Annotated in this window: 13 protein-coding genes; 12 read left to right on the forward strand and 1 reads right to left on the reverse strand. The window is 49.7% G+C overall.

What is annotated here, in order from left to right:
- Positions 1-68 precede the first annotated feature (68 nt).
- From IEX60_RS12430 to IEX60_RS12440, 3 genes are read left to right on the forward strand one after another with little or no spacing between them, the layout of a single operon-like run.
- Entirely contained in the window at positions 69-908 is an 840-nt protein-coding gene (locus IEX60_RS12430; protein ID WP_188751105.1) for an alpha/beta hydrolase, read from the forward strand.
- Between the two features lie 21 nt (positions 909-929).
- Positions 930-1,295, forward strand: a complete 366-nt coding sequence (locus tag IEX60_RS12435; protein ID WP_188751108.1) for a CoA-binding protein — start codon at positions 930-932, stop codon at positions 1,293-1,295.
- A 60-nt stretch (positions 1,296-1,355) separates the two neighbouring features.
- Positions 1,356-2,390 carry a LacI family DNA-binding transcriptional regulator gene (locus IEX60_RS12440; RefSeq protein WP_188751110.1) on the forward strand — a complete coding sequence of 345 codons (1,035 nt, stop codon included), beginning with the start codon at positions 1,356-1,358 and terminating at the stop codon, positions 2,388-2,390.
- A 1-nt stretch (position 2,391) separates the two neighbouring features.
- On the opposite strand, the gene IEX60_RS12445 is transcribed toward IEX60_RS12440, so the two are convergent.
- Positions 2,392-3,423 (reverse strand): LacI family DNA-binding transcriptional regulator, encoded by a 1,032-nt coding sequence (locus IEX60_RS12445; RefSeq protein WP_188751112.1) that lies wholly within the window; start codon positions 3,421-3,423, stop codon positions 2,392-2,394.
- Between the two features lie 306 nt (positions 3,424-3,729).
- On the opposite strand from IEX60_RS12445, the gene IEX60_RS12450 reads away from it, so the two are divergent.
- From IEX60_RS12450 to iolC, 9 genes are all read left to right on the forward strand, one after another.
- Positions 3,730-4,524 (forward strand): PI-PLC domain-containing protein, encoded by a 795-nt coding sequence (locus IEX60_RS12450; RefSeq protein ID WP_188751114.1) that lies wholly within the window; start codon positions 3,730-3,732, stop codon positions 4,522-4,524.
- A gap of 464 nt (positions 4,525-4,988) precedes the next feature.
- Positions 4,989-8,261, forward strand: coding sequence for a SusC/RagA family TonB-linked outer membrane protein (locus IEX60_RS12455; protein ID WP_188751116.1), 3,273 nt, complete (start codon positions 4,989-4,991; stop codon positions 8,259-8,261).
- Positions 8,262-8,279: 18 nt separating this feature from the next.
- The gene (locus tag IEX60_RS12460) at positions 8,280-10,052 is read left to right on the forward strand and encodes a RagB/SusD family nutrient uptake outer membrane protein (protein WP_188751118.1); all 1,773 of its coding nucleotides are present in this window, start codon (positions 8,280-8,282) and stop codon (positions 10,050-10,052) included.
- 65 nt (positions 10,053-10,117) lie between these two features.
- The gene (locus tag IEX60_RS12465; RefSeq protein ID WP_188751120.1) at positions 10,118-10,981 is read left to right on the forward strand and encodes an endonuclease/exonuclease/phosphatase family protein; all 864 of its coding nucleotides are present in this window, start codon (positions 10,118-10,120) and stop codon (positions 10,979-10,981) included.
- 8 nt (positions 10,982-10,989) lie between these two features.
- On the forward strand, positions 10,990-14,010 hold the full coding sequence (locus IEX60_RS12470; RefSeq protein WP_188751122.1) for a SusC/RagA family TonB-linked outer membrane protein: 3,021 nt from the start codon (positions 10,990-10,992) through the stop codon (positions 14,008-14,010).
- A gap of 11 nt (positions 14,011-14,021) precedes the next feature.
- Positions 14,022-15,785: a RagB/SusD family nutrient uptake outer membrane protein gene (locus IEX60_RS12475; protein ID WP_188751124.1), complete on the forward strand. Its 1,764-nt coding sequence runs from the start codon at positions 14,022-14,024 to the stop codon at positions 15,783-15,785.
- Positions 15,786-15,876: 91 nt separating this feature from the next.
- Positions 15,877-16,830, forward strand: a complete 954-nt coding sequence (locus tag IEX60_RS12480) for a class II fructose-bisphosphate aldolase (RefSeq protein ID WP_188751127.1) — start codon at positions 15,877-15,879, stop codon at positions 16,828-16,830.
- 24 nt (positions 16,831-16,854) lie between these two features.
- Positions 16,855-17,736 (forward strand): 5-deoxy-glucuronate isomerase, encoded by an 882-nt coding sequence (gene iolB / locus IEX60_RS12485; protein WP_188751129.1) that lies wholly within the window; start codon positions 16,855-16,857, stop codon positions 17,734-17,736.
- Positions 17,733-18,749 (forward strand): 5-dehydro-2-deoxygluconokinase, encoded by a 1,017-nt coding sequence (gene iolC, locus IEX60_RS12490; protein ID WP_188751132.1) that lies wholly within the window; start codon positions 17,733-17,735, stop codon positions 18,747-18,749. The genes iolB and iolC overlap by 4 nt, the downstream gene beginning before the upstream one ends.
- Positions 18,750-18,764: the final 15 nt, after the last annotated feature.

Here is an 18,764-nt window from a genome sequence, read left to right on the forward strand (position 1 = left end):
ACTAAACTTTCTTCTTGATTTCTTCATTCTCAACTGCTAATTTAAACATTTATGCAGTTGTCCAGTATTTGGGGAGTATCACAGAAGAACGGATTGCCAATGTGACCTACGGCAATCACGAACGGCATAAAATGGATGTGTACCTGCCTGAAAACCGCTCCACCGATGAAACGGGCGTAATCGTACTCATCCACGGTGGTGGATTCGTAGCAGGCGATAAGACGGAGTTGGAGCCTGTTGCCCTGAAATTGATGGCGAAAGGCTTTGCCGTGGTGAATATCAACTATCGGTTGGTGGATCTCGCCGGCGTATTGGACGATCCGCCTGTGCACCAAGCCAGTCCAATCAACATCCACCATCAATTGGACGACATAGCTGCCGCGGTGGAGTTAGCGTGGAGTAAGCGGACGGAGTGGGCTGTCGGTGATACTTGGTACATCGTAGGGCACAGTGCCGGGGCTACGTTGGCGATGCTGCATGCCTATGGGGAAGACAACGCGGACGGTCGCATCAAGGCTACTGCGAATTTGGCGGGAGTTACCACATTTGCCTTCAACGACGAATCCGAGGTCGATCTGCTTGATCCGCGGCTTAAGGAGTTGTTCTATCGCATTGTGGGTGCAGAAGCCACCAACGAAAATAAGCTGGCCTACATGGCGGCCAGCCCCTATTGGGTAGCCAACAATAGCGGCGGCGTGCCTACCATCAGTGTGAGGCCGGAAGATAATACCATTGGTCCAATACCTGATCTCAGTGAATCACAATACAATAGTCTGACTACGTTGCTGAACAGTAAAGGGTCTGCGAGCGTACATGTGGAAATAGCGGGAGCCGGTCACGGTTTCGGTGAGCCGGGCAAATGGGATGAGGTGGTAGCGGAGACAACAGCTTTCTTCAGGGCGCAATAATATCCGTATCTTTGCAAAAATATGGCACATAAGAAAACCCTCATCATTGGGGCCACCACCAACCCCAGCCGGTATGCATATATGGCGGCAAACCGCTTGGTAGCTTCCGGGCATCCCATTGTGAATATCGGCATTAAACGCGGTGAAGTGGCAGGAGTGCCTATACAACTCCCGGCAGAGATACAGGATGATATCCATACCATTACCCTTTATATCGGCCCGCAACGGCAGCTCGAATATTACGATTATATCATAAATACCAATCCCAAACGCATCATCTTCAATCCCGGCACGGAAAATCCGGAACTGAAGGCGTTGGCCCAGCAGCATGGGATCGAAACATTGGAAGCGTGTACACTCGTGCTGTTAAGCACAGGGCAGTACTAATAACCGACGTTTGCATTTCCGGTAAAAATAACGTTGTTTTGGATCTGCGGCTTTTACATCATGACACCCAGGAAACCGAAGTCTGAAAACAGCATCGTAGATATTGCCAAGGCATTGGGTATATCGCCGGCTACCGTTTCACGCGCGCTTAATAATAACCTGCGGATCAGCGAGGCTACGCGCAAGCGGGTAAAGGAAATGGCCAAAGAAATGGGATACCGGCATAACAGCATGGCCTCTTCGCTTCGTAACCGGCGTTCCAATACGATCGGGTTGATCGTTCCGCGGATATCGATGTATTTCCATGCATTTTTTATCACTTCCTTGCAACGGCAATTGCAAGCCGCCGGATATAACCTGATGATCTGCCAATCCAATGATTCCGTAAAACTGGAAAAGGAGTTAGCCAATTCCCTATACTCGGCGCGTGTCGACGCGTTGGTGGTATCACTCACCCTTTATACGGAAGATTTTACACATTTCGAGGGGTTCCTGAAACAGGGAATACCGTTGGTGTTCTACGATCGGGTACCTCCGGAAGGTACGCCGGCGTACATCATCAAAGGGGATGACTACCGGGGAGGGCTGCTTGCGGGTAACCATTTGATTGCGGCAGGCTGTCGGCGTATTGCCTACATCAGCGGACCTCCGTCGAGCAGTATCTATCGGGAGCGTACCCGTGGCTTTCAGGATGCATTGGCCAAACAAGGTACAGCCCTACGCGAAGAATGGGTCCATCAGCATGAATTGACCACAGAAAATGCATGGAACAGCTTGCGTAGGCTGTTTGACGGTGAGGAGGTACCCGATGGCCTATTTGCTGCCAATGACACCACTGCGATTGCAGCTGTAGAATTTGCGCGTGAACGAGGCATCCGGATTCCTGAGGACCTACGGATCATCGGCTACTCCAACGATCCACGGACATCCATCATCACACCATCAATTACCTCCATCGAGCAGTATCCCAATGAGATGGCTGATAAAGTAGCCGAAACATTACTGGGTGCTTTGCAGCATACCACAGGAGTGCCGATTGAAATCGGCACTCCTGTGGTATGCCCGGTAGACTTGGTGAGACGGATGACTACCTGATTCAGTACAAAGGTGGGGATGAATCGCGGACAACCAATTCGGGCTTCAACACTTCATAGCGATAACTTTCACGTGGCTCTTTATTGGCAAAATGATCGAGCAGAATTTTAGCAGAAAGCATGCCCAATTCATATACCGGCTGCCAAACGGTAGACAAGGATGGAAAATAGTATTGCGCATAGGATTCGTCATCGAAGCCAACAATAGAGATATCTTCCGGTATCCGGTATCCTTTTTCACGGATAACGCGCATGGCACCGATGGCCACCGCATCGTTAACAGCAAAAATACCATCCAGCTTTTTGTTGCAGATCATGAGCTTTTCGAGGGCATCTACCCCATAATCAGAAGAAAAGCCATCGCTGTAAACGATCAACTCAGACCGGATGGGGATATTATTGTCATAATGCGCATGGAGGTATCCGTCAAGCCGTTGTTTAAATGTGGGAAAAGCAATCGGCCCGGCAATATGAGCGATGTGCTGACGGCCGGTTTTGATCAGGTATTCGACGGCTTGGTATGCGCCGTCGTAGCTATCTACCAGTACCTTATCAGCCTTATAATTCGGACAGTCCCGATCGAAGATAACGAGTGGGATTCCAGCGTTTTTGAGTCGGTCAAAATGATCAAATGTTTTGGTACGGAAAGTCGGGGAGATCAGTACGCCGTCCACACGGAGCAAAGCCATATCCTGCAATAACTTTTTTTCTTCTTCAAATGACTCGTTGGATTGACAGATCAATAATTTATACCCTGCAGACGAGACCATGTCCTGTACCCCGCTGATCACCGTTGCAAAAAAATACCCTGTAATTTCTGGAACGACAATTCCGATGATACCCGTTTTCTTATTAAGGAGGCTTAATGCCAGCAGATTGGGCTGGTAATCGAATTTTTCCGCCATTTCAAGTACGGCGCGTTTGGTTGCCGCACTGATTGAGGGATGATTGTGAAGTGCGCGTGATACGGTGGAAGGGGACACACGGAGTGCCCGTGCGATGTCTATAATGGTCGTCTGTCGTGGTTTCTGCATGGGTTTCCTAAGTTCGTCAACAAATCGCAGATAACCAAATATTTGCTGTTCCCCTACGCAAACCTTTGCGTTAAGCCGTTGCTTTCATTGCTTGATTTATCGGGTGAAAAGTGATTAGTTTGCTTCAGACAATTATAAATTTATATACACATCGGTTCGGGAATTACGAAACCATAGAAAATCTGTGTTTTAAAATAGATATAATATGCAAGTAACACTAAGGTTTAATGGCATCGATATATTGCGACGCATAGGTGTGAATGCAACAGTGTTTGATATTGCAGTAAAAGACATTAATCAATAATTATGCAGAGCTATCACCGCTTTTTCTTTTTATTGCTCTATTGTTGGGTGCCTCTATTGACGCTCGCTCAGCAAGAGCGTATCCTGATTCATGCGCACAACGATTACCACCAGCGCAAACCGTTCTACCAAGCCTATGCACAACATGTTTATTCGATTGAGGCGGATGTATTTGTTACAGACAAAGGTGCCGTGCTGGTAGGCCATGATTTGCATGAGCTGCAGGATAATCGGACCCTGGAGTCGATGTACATCACTCCTATCGTACATGCGTTTGCATCGAATGGGGGGAGGGCCTGGGCAGCTTCTGACGACAGATTTGTGCTGCTCATTGATCTAAAGACGCCTGCAGCGATCACGCTGCAACCTGTGGTTGACCTGATTGCTATGCATCCGGAGGTATTTGATGAAAATGTAAATCCATATGCTGTCTCGGTAGTTATTTCAGGAGACATGCCTAATCCGGTGGATTTTGACAATTTTCCCCGTTTCATTTCATTTGATGGTCGGCTAGGGGTCGACTATACCGCGGAGCAATTGGAGCGCGTTGCTTTCGTCAGCGCACCGTTTTCTAGCTATGCAAGTTGGGATGGAAAAGGCATGCTGACGGAAAGGGATCGGGATAAAGTTGCCGCAGCCGTCAAAAAAGTACATGGATTAAGTAAAAAAATACGGTTTTGGGGAACGCCAGACGGGGTTACTGCGTGGAATACGCTATATGAAATGGGGATTGATATCATCAATACCGATCAGGTTGAACATTGTGTCGAATTCTTTCGGCGCAAACCTTTGCGTTGAAATAGTGGCTAACCACTTGATTTATTGACCCAAAAGAGATTAGTTTTGTGATTACAATTATAAATTATAAAAGGGTAATTATCGAGTTGAATAAAGCATGATAGATGCTTAATTGCCTAACAGCGGCTATCTTTAAAACAAACGTAACTTGGGTTTAACCACAAGTTTTTTAACACATGGTATCATTGCATGTGTTTCTGGACTGGATATAATTTCTCGCGGCGGAAAGAAGTATATGCCGATTAATTTCACGTCAAAAAAGGAGGATACAAGATCATAGGCTCTTGATAAACAACGAACAGACGCGACATAGTGACGCGCCTGTTCAGGAGTTCGGGAAGCAGCATATAGACTGGAGATCTGGACTGCATCCCTGCGTGAGTAATACAATAGGGTATCACTGTACCTTCAAAGATAGGGAAAAGGATGAATTTGACCCTTTGGAGGTAAAAAATTAGTGTATAATGAATCATTTATTACTAAGTAAATGGTATGTAAGAATAACTTTACTTTATCTTATCATCGTTGCGGGCATGCCCTCGCTGTCGGCAGTAACCAGCCAAGCGGCACAGCAGAGGGGACGTATCGTAGGACGCGTAACTGATGTTCAGGGGATACCGCTGTCGGGTGCAAGTATACGCATAGCGGGCCAGCAACAAAGTGTGGCTACGGATGACGATGGCCGATTTTCTCTTTCGGTGGCACCGGGTGAGTACGTTGTTGAAGCTTCTTATATTTCATATGCTGCACAGCAGGTGACGGTGACCGTCCGTGAAGGCGCGACTGCTGACGCCAATTTTGTTTTAACCGAAGAAAGCGGTGCATTGGCGGAGGTCGTCGTGGTAGGTTACGGTACCCAGCGGAAAGTTAACCTGACCGGTGCTGTGGATCAGGTAACCTCCGAAGTCTTCGAGAACCGGCCCATCCCCAATATTTCCCAGGGATTGGTAGGTGCCGTACCCAACCTGAATATTCGGATGCTCGATGGCAAGCCTACCCAATCCCCCGCCTTCAATGTCCGGGGAACAACCTCAATCGGTCAAGGAGGCAATGCGTTGATCCTGATCGATGGCGTGGAGGGTGATCCGCGGATGCTGAATCCGAATGATATCGAGAGCATCTCCATACTAAAAGATGCCTCGTCGGCATCTATCTATGGGGCACGTGCTGCTTTCGGTGTGGTGCTGATTACCACCAAATCTGCCGCCGAAGGAAAAACTTCCATTACCTATTCCACCAATTTGTCGTCCAAATCACCGACAACTGTTCCAGACAATATTACCGATTCATACCCTTGGGCCCAAGGATTCAGCGATGCATGGTCGCGATGGAACGATAACGGCAATACACCCACAGCAATAAACAAGACATTGCCTTTTTCACCTGCTTATTTAGCCGAGATAAAAAGACGCTGGGAAGACCCGTCGTTGCCACGGGTAGAGGTAAACCCATCCACGGGTGAATACCAATATTATTACAGTACCGATTGGTATAAAGAATTGTATAAAGAGCGGTTCTTCGCGCAGGATCATAACCTGGCCCTGTCTGGCGGAAATGATAAAACGGCATTTTATGTAAGCGGTCGATATAACGGTCAGGATGGACTTTTCCGCTACAATACAGATACCTATAAGATGTATAACCTGCGGGCCAAGGGCAACATCCAACTGACACGCTGGTTGCAACTGGAAAACAATACCGAATATTCACGGATGGAATACCACCAGCCGTTGAACGTAGGCGAAGGCAGTGGCATCTGGCGTAACATGGCGGATGAGGGGCACCCATTGGCTCCGCTATTGAATCCCGATGGGACGTTGTCATTCCCGGCGGCTTACACCGTGGGCGATTACTATATCGGAAGAAACGGTACAGACGAAGTGCGGCGCTTCCTGAAAAACCGGACGGCGGCAAAGGCAGAATTTTTCGATAAAAGCCTTACCCTTCGCAGTGATTTTACCTTCCAAAGCATGGATATCGGATCACAGCAAAACCGGGTGCAGGTTCCTTACAGCCGTTACGAGGGTGTGATCGGTTATACGGGTACAAATACCAATGATCTGCAGGAATTCAGGCGTACGACCGACTACCTGGCTACCAATGTGTATGCCGATTATGTGAAGTCATTCAATGATGCGCACAACATCAACCTGCTAGCCGGCTTCAACTACGAGCAATCGCTGGAAAAAAGCCTGACCGCACGCCGCAACGGGATCGTGTACGAAGACGCCGATGACATCAATTTGGCATTGGGGCAGAGTATCGTGACCAGTGGAGGTTACAAAAAATGGGCGATTGCGGGCGGGTTTTTCCGCGTAAACTATAATTTCAAGGAGCGGTACCTCCTGGAGGTCAATGGCCGCTATGACGGCTCTTCGAAGTTTCCGGGAGATCAACAGTGGGCCTTTTTCCCTTCGGCATCCATCGGCTGGCGGATTTCAGAAGAACCCTTTTGGAACGTAAATCCCACGGCATTCTCCAATGTGAAATTCCGCGCATCTTACGGGTCTTTAGGTAACGGAAATATTGATCCCTATTCATTTACAGAAAACTTCGCCATTTCACAGTCGGGCCGTATTATCAATGGTGTGCGGCCGCAGCGTACCGGACAACCGGGAGTCATACCCGCTGGGCTGACCTGGGAAACGTCCACTACCGGCAATCTGGGGCTGGAGTTTTCGAGTCTGAATAACCGCCTTCAGTTTGTGGGCGATCTATACCGTCGCTGGACAAGCGATATGTTTACGGTTGGCCCTACCTTGCCGGCAATTTATGGTACGACTGTACCCAAAGGTAACTACGCAGATCTGGAAACGACAGGCTGGGAAGTATCCCTCACCTGGCGGGATCAATTTGCGATGGCTGAAAAACCGTTTACGTATGATGTACGGGTAACGATGTCTGACTACCGGGCGATCATCACCAAGTATAACAATCCCGATAAATTACTGACCGACCACTACGTAGGCAAGCGGGTCGGTGAAATATGGGGTTATCAGGTAGAAGGACTGTTCCGGTCGGAAGAGGAAATCGCCAACTCGCCGTCACAGGCAAATGTTCCGAGTACCAATACGCGGAAAACGTATGTTGGAGATTTGAAGTTTAGAAATTTAGATGGAGATGACATAATTTATCAGGGGGCTAACCAAGCGGATGATTCGGGCGACAAGACCATCATCGGGAATTCTGAACCACGGTATACGTATGGATTTAATTTAAATGGCGATTGGAACGGTTTTTTCCTGTCGGCCTTTTTCCAGGGGGTGCTGAAACAGGATTATTACCCATCGGCCGAAGCACGATTTTGGGGACAGTACAACCGGCCTTACAACCAGTATCCGCGCTGGCATGAGAACAACATGTTCCGCCCCGAGTTGGGCAACTTTGATGCCTACCTGCCGCGTTTGGTGGGGTATATCGCACAGGGTACGGGACGTGCGCTACAGGTGCCCAATGATCGCTACCTACAAAATGCGGCCTATATCCGCCTGCGAAATTTGCAAATCGGATATTCGCTCCCTAAACGGCTGATTTCGAAATTTCATGCCAATGACCTGCGATTGTATGTCTCTGCGGAAAACCTGTGGACTTGGTCGCCCATGTATAAATGGACAAAAGATACCGACGTGACGAACATTTACGGTTCAGATAGGGATTTGAGTGGTGGGACGAGCGGCGATGGATACAACTATCCGATGCTGAAAACCATATCGATGGGTTTAACCGTTAATTTTTAATTCAGAAAAGAGACAATCATGAAAACATTTCATTTTCTATTGGCGGTATTTAGCATCTTACCCTTCGCTGCCTGTGATTTGGACGAGATGCCCGTAGACACCGGAACAAACCAAGCCATATTTGGGTCGGCTAGCGGGATGGAGCTTTATGCCAATTCGTTTTACGACATCCTGCCTAATACGGATGTAGGCGTTTTTCAAGGCGATGATAATTCGGATCTGGTCGCGCGAAACGGTGTAGACGACTTGCTGTCTCCCGGAGCATTAAGCCCGATTACAAGTTCGGGATGGGCAGTAAGCGACTGGGACGATCTCCGGAACATCAATTATTTTATTGAAAATGCCGAGAAAAGTACAGTGGCTGAAAAAAATCATTATATCGGCATGGCAAGGTTCTTCCGCGCGCTTTTTTATTTCAATATGGTAAAACGCTTTGGCGATGTACCCTGGATTGATAAAACTATCGAAGTGGACGATGAAGAAGCCTTATACGGAACGAGGACAAGCCGTTTTGAGGTTATGGATAAGGTGTTGGCCGATCTGGACTACGCCATCGCGAACATTGCCCTGACAAGCGATCCTAGCTGTACACGGATTACCCAGAACGTGGCACGGGCTTATAAAACGCGGATATGTTTATATGAAGCATCGTTCCGGAAATATCATACCCGCTATGATATGCAATCAACGGCGAATGCCTGGTTCCAGCACGTGGTGGATGCAGCAAATGCAATTACCGGTTTCACCCTGCATCAGGCAACCATCCCTGAGCGCTCTTACCGTGATCTGTTTATCACAAAAGCCCCTTATGCCGATGAGACCATTCTGGCGGTGGCACTGGATGCCAGCTTGCAAGTGTTCAGTTCGGCCAACCGTCGTTTTATCAGCCCGACCTATGGAAATCGGCCCAGTCTGACCCGCAATTTCGTGAACACTTACCTGAAATTAGACGGTACACCCTTTACCAGTGATCCAGGCTATCGGACGATGCCTTTTGTCGATGAAGTGAAAGACCGCGATCTGCGTTTGCAACAGACCATCCGTTTGGGTGACTACCATCGGACGGAAAATGCGGTTCCGGTTATTGCACCTCCGAATTTCAATCAGACATTTACCGGTTACCAGCCGATCAAGTGGTGTTACGACGAACGATTTCCCTATGACGATGAGAGCCGGAACGACAACGCGCACATCATCATGCGGTGGGGCGAGGTGTTGTTGAACAAGGCGGAGGCACTAGCGGAATTGGGAACGATGACCAACGCGGAGTGGACGGCTACCGTCGGAGCCTTGCGTCAACGCGCAGGTATCACGGGATCTACATTGACAACGATACCTACCGCCGCCGATCCGTATTTGGTGGATTATTACCTAGGTAAATTCACCAATCCCGTGTTGCTGGAAGTCATGCGCGAGCGGGCTGTCGAATTGGTATTCGAAGGGCTTCGCCCCGATGATTTGAAGCGGTGGCATATGGGTGAGCTATTTCAGGAAGCTCCGTTGAACGGTATTTATGTTGCAAATCTAGGTGAACAGGACCTGAATGGCGATGGTGTGATGGATGTCTGCTTCTATCAGGGTACGCGACCGGCTCCATCCAATTCTACGGTGGCGTTTGTGGATGTGTCGCCCTCTACCGCTGTAGGAAGGATACAACTGTCTAATGGAACCTCCGGGGAAGTACGTTGGAATCCCGGCGTACGCGAATGGTTGGACAAAAAGTACCTTTATCCAATCCCCCAAGCGGCTCTGGATGTGAATAAAAACTTGGGTCAGAACCCGGACTGGTAACAGAAATTGATGATGATGGTGGTATGTTTGGCAACTGCCATCATCATTTTAAGACAGAAGACATCATGAAAACGTACTTCCTTTTAGTTTTTTTCTTTTTTTTCAGTACGGCTGCATTTTCCCAGCAAACAGCGAGCGCTGAGATCAGGGTAGCAAGTTATAACCTCCGGATGGATACCCCCCGTGATAGCTTGAATGCATGGCCATACCGCAAAGAGAATGTCAAAGCCTTGATTCAGTACCATGATTTCGATATCATAGGAACGCAGGAGGGGTTTATCCATCAATTGAAAGATATATTGGAAATACCCGAATATACTTATTTCGGTGCCGGCCGAGACGATGGCAAGCAGGCCGGAGAACATTCGGCAATCATTTATAAGAAAGATCGGTTCGTCGTTGTTGATTCCGGCAACTTCTGGCTGAGCGAAACGCCCGAAACACCGGGATTGGGATGGGATGCTACCTGTTGCAACCGGATATGTTCATGGGTTAAATTTTTGGATAACATCAACCGGCGTGAATTTTATGTTTTCAACGTTCACTTTGATCATCAGGGGGTGATTGCACGTAAGGAGTCCGGAAAGCTGATGGTCGCAAAAATCAAGGAAATAGCTGGAGAAGAGCCGGCGATATGTACAGGCGATTTTAATTCGACTCCGGAAACTGAACAGATTAAAGGAATGTCAGCCATTCTGAGCGATGCTTATACCGTATCGGAATTGCCACCCTATGGTCCGGTAGGCACCACAAACTCGTTCCGGTTTACCGCTCCGATGAAACACCGTATCGACTACGTATTCGTAAGTAAGCATTTTAAGGTATGCAAGTACGCTGTACTGACCGATGCAAAAGATCAGCGCTATCCATCCGATCATCTTCCGGTTGTGACCCATATACAATTTGTTAACCAATTGATTACTAGATAATACCTGTTATGAAATTACAAATACGCTTAGCCATTGTGGTACTATGGCTTTTTCCGCATGGCATTTCGTTGGGTGATGTGCCTTTTCACCCACCTGCCGATCGGATGCATCTCGAACAGCAACCGATTAAGGGCGCTGTAGTCCGACCGGATGGAACGCCTGTAATAGGTGCCACCGTACGGTCGTTGTCAACCGGTCGTGCAACAACAACCGATGAGCGTGGGGAGTTTATGCTGGAGGCCAATCAAGGCGATAAATTAACAGTTTCGTATGTCGGTTATATCCAGCAGGAGGTTGAAGTTACCGACCCGTATCTCCGCATTACGTTGACAGAAAGTAGCAATGCATTGGATGAAATCGTCGTGGTGGGCTATGGCAGCCAAACCAAATCTGACGTAACCGGTGCGTTGACCCAGCTGAAAGGGGAAAGCCTGAGGCAGGGAGTGAGTGTATCGGTGGATAACCTACTGCAAGGTAAGGTGTCGGGTGTGCGCATTGCGCAATCGAGCGGCGAGCCCGGTGCAGGAATCGACGTATTCATTCGCGGTGTCGGGTCAATTCGCAGTGGCAGTACACCACTCTTTGTGGTAGACGGCGTACCCCTGAGCAATGAGAATGTGAGTGCCGATGGGGCAAACTTCGGATTGGGTAGCTCGGAAGCGAAAAATCCATTGAATTTCTTGAACACCAGTGATATTGAAACCGTAACGGTGTTAAAGGACGCTTCCGCGGCTGCTATTTATGGTGCCCGTGGGTCAAACGGTGTGATTTTGATTACAACCAAGGGAGGGCGGAGTGGCGAGCCGACGCTCACCTATGATATGTATATCGGTTCGTCTTCGGTAATCCGGAAGTTAGACGTGCTGTCAGCCGCGGACTACCGTACAGCATTGCCCGACCCGGCTTACGATCATGGAGGAAACACGGATTGGCAGGATGTGATCTATCGGAATGCGTTGACCCAAAATCACAACATTTCTTTTGCGAAATCAACTGCTTCTGGCAATTATATGGCCTCCCTCTCCTATATGAATCAGGACGGAATCGTGGAATCCAGTAGTTTCAAGCGGACAACCGCCCGTTTGAATGCCGAGGAATCGTTTTTTGACAACCAGCGCTTGAAAGTGAAAATGAACCTGACCGCAAGTGACATCGGGGAAACAGGCGTACCGAATGGCAATACAGCCGGTTCGGACGGCCAGCTTATTATCCATGCGCTGATGGCTAACCCGACACGGAATGTTCGCGATGAAAACGGTGAATATACCAATTTCAATATGAATGCACACTATAACCCGGCCTATCTCCTGCAGGTGTTTGACGATAAAACCAATACCTTCCGCGTATTGGGCAACGTCGAAGCTACCTTGCGCATCTTGCCGGGCTTGGACTATCGGTTTAACTTCGGTATCGATAAATCGACCTCCGAGCGGAATTCGACGATCTACCCGAATGTGACCGACCGGACCCCTCTGGGTGCTTATGTACAGAATAACCGATCGTCGCTGACCACGTTGCTGGATCATTACCTGACTTACAACCTGACTGCCGATCAGCATCAAGTGGAGCTCCTCGGCGGGTTTTCCTATCAGCAGTTCAAATTTTCGGGCACATCATTCGGTATGGAGAATATTGCCAATCAGGGTGAGGGAGTGGCCCCCGAATACAACCCGGGTTATTCGGGGATTCCCACCAATCCCGGTGGATTCGCCCAGGAAAATGAGCTGCAATCGTTTTTCGGCCGTGCAAATTACAACTTTGACAACCGATACCTGGTTACGGCATCCCTCCGTGCCGATGGATCCACACGTTTTGGGGAGGACAACAAATACGGGTATTTCCCCTCCTTTGCCCTCGGGTGGGTGCTATCGCGTGAGCGGTTTTTGAGTGATGTCAGCGGTATCCGGGAATTGAAACTCCGGGCTAGCTGGGGTCAGACCGGTAACCAGGAAGTACCCAATAAGATTACGCAGGCGAGTTATTCGTTGTCTCCTTCGTCCGGTTATTACCTGTATGGAGACCTCGCGTTGGTCAATGGTACCAATGTAAACCGGACAGCTAACCCCAGACTGAAATGGGAAGTAGTGGAGCAATTAAACGTGGGGCTGGATTTCGATTTTTGGAACAGCAAGCTGTATGGTGCACTGGAGTACTATCATAAAATCACCAAGGATCCGATATTGAACATTCCATCCGAACCGTTGAGCCCGACGACCACTGTATGGAAAAATGTGGATGCGCGCCTGGTGAACAAGGGCGTAGAACTGATGCTTGGATCACAACTTTTCAGTACACAGGCGTTTAACTGGTCGATCGATGTGAACGGTTCGACGCTAACCAATACAATCGAAGATTTACCGGTTTCCGAACTCTATTCCGGGAGCATTTCCGGTCCGGGGCTGTCCTCCGTTTATGCCAATATCTATAAAAGTGGTTACGAGGCGGGTTCTTTCTTTATGCTGAAGCACCTTGGATACGATAGCGAGGGCAAAGATATTTTTGAAGATGTGAGTGGTGATGGAGCTATCAATGCGGATGATCGGCAAATTTTCGAAGGGGCAATCCCTAATTTCAACTTTGGCCTGAACAGCCAGATGCGTTATAAGCAGCTGGATTTCTCGTTCTCCATCATCGGGCAGACAGGGGGATATTTAGTAAACAACACCGCATTAAACTTAAACATTAACAGTTTGGCATCTGATCGGAATGTATTAGCCCGGTACTACGATGCCGGTGCTAGTACAACCAATGCCGTACAGTTGTCTTCGCTGTATCTGGAAAAATCTGATTTTATACGGTTAAACAACGTCCGTTTGGGGTATACACTGGCACCGAGAAGCCTCGGTTGGTTGCAGTCTGTGAATCTCTATGTCAGTGCGCAAAATCTGCTCACGATTACGGGGTATTCCGGATACGACCCGATGGTAAACACAGCGAAGACCGTAGGTGGAAACCAGTCGCTGGGTGTAGATTATACAACCTATCCGCCTGCGAAGACTTTTATGTTGGGTGCAACGATTAAATTCTAATCCATAAAGACATGACAAGGACATTAGTTAAATCGAAGAAGTTGGTTTGCACATTGCTGACCGTTGCCATAGCTGGTTGCACAAACCTGGAAGAAAAAGTGATTGATGAGGTATTGGGCTCCGACAGCGCTAAGCCTGAGAATGCGTTGGCTGCAGCCTATAACAGACTCAGTAACGCAACATTTGTTGATCACGGCAATGTTTTTGCCCTGCAAGAATATGCTACCGATGAGGCATTGTTGCCCACGCGGGGAAGTGATTGGGGGGACGGCGGCCGATGGCGTGTTTTTCACGAGTTTACATGGGGCCCGGATGAGGGGGTGATTGCAACCACATGGAATAACCTGACACATGGTATCACCCAATCGCTGACGGCGATCAGTACCATGAATAGCCAGGACTTTCCTGAGAAGGCACTATTTTTGGCTGAGTCGAAGGGATTGTTGGCATTTTATACCTTTCATACCTTAGATCTTTTCGGCCAGGCCCCTTATCGCGATCCGTTGGTTGAGGACGCACCGTTTGAGGTGTTGCAGGCGGCTGAAGCGATCGACGCGTTGATCCAACAGGTAGAAGCGCTTATTCCTGACCTAGCCAATGTGGGCGAACAGTCGACCCACCCCGGCCGTTTTACTAAGCAGGCAGCATATGGCTTATTGGCAGACATGTATCTTAACCGCGCCGTATTCAAAGACCGCTATGCCAATAGTTTCAATTTCAGCGAACAGGCAGTGGATGGTAATGGGACGGATATGGATAAAGTAATCCACTATACGTCGGAGTTGATCGGCTCCGGCCAATTCCAGCTTGAAAGTAATTATTTTAGGAATTTTGACATCGACAATGCTGGGCGCCCGGAAATGATTTTCGTGGCTTCACAGGACAACAATACATTGCGGGGAAGTGACAGTGATTTGGCCTATATGCCAATGGAACGAAACCAAAAACCTTCCCCTGCCAACCGCGGGACGAATGCATCCTGCATTACCCCGGAATTTTACTATTCGTGGGAAGGGAACTTCGACGATCCGCGTTTTCATCGGCATTATCAATACGACGATGGGACCTGGTTTATGAACGATGGAACGGATGTCAGCGTACCGGCAACGAGCATCGTACCAAACAGCGGCGGTTTACCTTGGTTTCATTTCAACCGCGGGATTATGGCTGGACAGCAATACGGGCCAACTTTGTTACCAAGCGGTACGTTTGAAATGACCGCAGATGGGCGCATTAAGGTGAACAAACTTTACTGCGAAAAGAACACGACCCTGCTCATGGATTTTACGCCGGAATTGAATTTTGATAATCCAGCCCAATCGGTATTTACTCAGGCGCAAATTAATCGGGGGGCACGGGTGTTTAAGTGGGAGTTCGATCCGGAAAACGGAAATGGTACCTCCGGAGTGGATGTTCCGCTTTACCGACTGGGTGGAATCTATTGCATGCGTGCAGAAGCATATTTTCGAAAAGGGATGACCGTTGAAGCGCTGGCCGATATCAATGTGCTACGGACAAGTAGAACGCGGGAAGCACTCTTTGACAACACGCCTGGTAGGGCACTCGACGCGTTGGATGAGAAAACGCTTTACAACGAAATCGGCTACGAATTATATTGGGAGCTCAATAGGCGTAAACAGATGATCCGATTCGGCAAATTCGAAGAAGCATATACCGCCAAGCCGGTATCCGAGCCGTTTCGGCGCATCTATCCCATCCCGCAGGCTACCATGGATGCTTCGGATGCATTTACGCAAAACGAGGGATATCAATGAACAGCGGATTGACGCAAACCTTTGCGTACTCCCGCTTTGGAGGTTTATATAAATTATCGTTTTATTGCATTACCAATTAAAACAAAATCACGTGATCGTAACACCCGATATTCTGTTCGACGACTGCTACGGCAAATATGCCATCCCGGCAATCAATGTCTTTACATTGGAACAGGTATCGGGTGTTTTCCGTGGTGCCAACCGTAGTGCATCGCCGGTAATTATACAGACGACACCTGTAGCCCGTGATTATGCCGGCCCCGAGGTTTTATTGGGGATGGTTGCTGCGGCAGCGGAAGCCTACCCCGATGTGGTCTATGCATTGCACCTTGACCATGGCAACGAAACCCATATAGCCGCTGCCCTGCAAGCCGGAGGGTATACGTCGGTCATGATCGACGCTTCGCACGATCCGATTACGGAAAATATCCACCGCACACGGGCGGTTACGGAAGCGGCACATGAAAAGAACGTTTTTGTCGAGGCCGAGCTGGGCATATTGAGCGGAGTGGAAGACGACCTGATGGTCGATGTGGCCTCATCCCGGTATACCCGGCCCGAGGATGCCGCTTATTTCGTGGAGCAAACGCAGTGCGACAGCCTTGCCGTAGCCGTGGGTACGAGCCACGGGGCATACAAGTTTTCCGGTGATCAGGGCATACGGTTTGATATTCTCGCGGCCATCCAGCAGCGGCTTCCGGGGTTTCCCCTGGTCCTGCACGGAGGGTCGTCTATCAATGCAGATGAACTGGCACGTATCAACCGGGCGGGCGGGAGGTTGGCGCAGGGTTCCCGGGGGGTATCAGACGACGAGATCAAGCGTGCCATCGGGTTGGGAATCTGTAAGGTCAATGTAGCAACAGACCTGCGCGTTCTGTGGACCCGTGTGCACCGGGAATTCTTTGTGCAGCAGCCGGAGCAGTTTGATCCCATTGTACCGGGTAAGGTATATATAGAGGCGGTGGAAAGGCTTTGCGTTGACAAATTTGAGAAATTGGGATCGGCGGGGAGAGCACGGACTTTCCTACAGGCTGCCGGTCGTTGAAATATAGAGATAATTAACAGTGGTATGAATCGAGATGAAAAATGCGCGTTGCTGGTCAAGCCGGATGAGGCCGCCCAGTGCTATCAATACATCACGCGGGAAGGCGGGGAGTGGGAGTTCCTCAATTTCGCCGCACGCAAGATGCATCGGAGTGAAATATGGAAAGGGAATACCAGAGAAAACGAATACGGAATCATTCTATTGGGAGGCAATTACCGGGTAGTGACTGATAAGGGAAGCTGGCAGACGGTCAACGGGCGTAAGGACGTCTTTTCGGGTATTGCTCACTCGCTGTACCTGCCGCGGCATACCCGTTTTGAATTGGTAGCCGAAAGCGGCACCCTGGATCTGGCCTACGGTTGGTGTGAAACCGACCGCGATTTTGCCCCGGTATTTAAACGCCCCGAGGAGGTACAGATCGAAATCCGTGGCGGTGACAACGCCACCCGGCAGATCAACGATCTGCTTGGGCCGGGTTTCCCCTGCCACCGGTTGGTCGCCGTCGAAGTCTACACCCCTTCGGGTAATTGGAGTTCGTTTCCGGCACACAAGCACGATGAACGTCGGGTCGATGCGCAGGGCAACCTGCTGGAGGCCCGGTTGGAAGAAACGTACTTCTATAAGATTGCGAAGCCGCAGGGCTACGCCATGCAACGCGTGTACACCAGCGACGGTACGCTGGATGAGGTAGCGATCGCACGTAACAACGACGTGGTGCTGGTGCCCAAGGGGTATCACCCGGTGGTGGCCGGACATGGCTATGACGTATATTACCTGAATTTCCTGACCGGCTCCGACCAGTCGCTGGCCAATACGCCCGATCCGGACCATGAATGGATTTTCGGTACCTGGAAAGGAACGGATCCGCGCATCCCGATGGTCAGTGCTAACATGAATGGACAATGAGTAACAACAGAACATACGACGTCCTAACGGTGGGTCGATCGTCAATCGACCTCTATTCACAGAATATCGGGGCTGATTTTGTGGATATCAAGGCCTTCGACGCATTTGTGGGAGGTTCACCATTGAACATCGCTACCGGTTGCAGCCGATTGGGGTTGCGTGCCGCCTTGCTGACCGGCGTGGGCGATGATAAGGTGGGCGATTTCATTCTCAAGTTCCTGCAGGATGAACGGGTAGAGACGGCCTTCATCCCGCGTATCCCCGGTGCGCGGAGCAGTGCGGTGCTGTTGGGCATCCAGCCGCCTGACACCTTCCCTTTGGTGTTTTACCGCAACAATGCGGCAGATTCGCAGATTACCATGGACCATGTTAATGCCATTGACCTTGGACAAATCCGGCTGCTGGAAGTGTCGGGTACCGCGCTGAACGTGGAGCCCAGCCGCAGCGCCGTTTTTCACGCCGTTGAGCGGGCTAAGCTGCAGGGTACGACGACGGTATTGGACATCGATTTCCGGGCCGACCAATGGTCGGACATCCGCTCGTTCGGCATTATGGTCCGTGCATTGCTGCCGCGCATCGATATGGCCATCGGCACGGAAGAGGAACTGCTGGCAGCAATGCTGGAAGACGCTTCGCAGGTGACGATCGAGCACCAGCAGATCTCGGCACCGACGGTGCGCGGAGACATCGACCAGGCCATTGCGCGGGTGCTGGCATTGGGAGTAAAAGTGCTGGTCGTCAAACGCGGATCCAAAGGGGTCAGCGTATATGACGATGCCGGTAACCACGAAGAAGTGCCTGGCTTTCCCGTGGTGCCGCTGAATATCCTTGGCGCGGGGGATGCATTTGCGTCGGGATTCATCTACGGCTACCTGAATGGATGGGACCTGTATAAGTCCTGTCGCATGGGCAATGCCAGCGGCGCCCAGGTGGTGTTGCAGCCCGGTTGTGCCAATTTTATGCCGACATTGGATGAGTCGCTGGCGTTCATTGAACAGCACGGCGGATTCTGACGATTGTTAACCAAA

It is taken from the genome of Parapedobacter defluvii (genome assembly GCF_014642075.1).
Taxonomy (GTDB): domain Bacteria; phylum Bacteroidota; class Bacteroidia; order Sphingobacteriales; family Sphingobacteriaceae; genus Parapedobacter; species Parapedobacter defluvii.

Excerpts from the sequence above, each read along its gene's own strand:
- IEX60_RS12435 (WP_188751108.1), top strand. The coding sequence starts at position 930 with ATGGCACATAAGAAAACCCTCATCATTGGGGCCACCACCAACCCCAGC.
- IEX60_RS12440 (WP_188751110.1), top strand. The coding sequence starts at position 1,356 with ATGACACCCAGGAAACCGAAGTCTGAAAACAGCATCGTAGATATTGCC.
- IEX60_RS12445 (WP_188751112.1), bottom strand. The coding sequence starts at position 3,423 with ATGCAGAAACCACGACAGACGACCATTATAGACATCGCACGGGCACTC.
- IEX60_RS12450 (WP_188751114.1), top strand. The coding sequence starts at position 3,730 with ATGCAGAGCTATCACCGCTTTTTCTTTTTATTGCTCTATTGTTGGGTG.
- IEX60_RS12455 (WP_188751116.1), top strand. The coding sequence starts at position 4,989 with ATGAATCATTTATTACTAAGTAAATGGTATGTAAGAATAACTTTACTT.
- IEX60_RS12460 (WP_188751118.1), top strand. The coding sequence starts at position 8,280 with ATGAAAACATTTCATTTTCTATTGGCGGTATTTAGCATCTTACCCTTC.
- IEX60_RS12465 (WP_188751120.1), top strand. The coding sequence starts at position 10,118 with ATGAAAACGTACTTCCTTTTAGTTTTTTTCTTTTTTTTCAGTACGGCT.
- IEX60_RS12470 (WP_188751122.1), top strand. The coding sequence starts at position 10,990 with ATGAAATTACAAATACGCTTAGCCATTGTGGTACTATGGCTTTTTCCG.
- IEX60_RS12475 (WP_188751124.1), top strand. The coding sequence starts at position 14,022 with ATGACAAGGACATTAGTTAAATCGAAGAAGTTGGTTTGCACATTGCTG.
- iolB (WP_188751129.1), top strand. The coding sequence starts at position 16,855 with ATGAATCGAGATGAAAAATGCGCGTTGCTGGTCAAGCCGGATGAGGCC.
- iolC (WP_188751132.1), top strand. The coding sequence starts at position 17,733 with ATGAGTAACAACAGAACATACGACGTCCTAACGGTGGGTCGATCGTCA.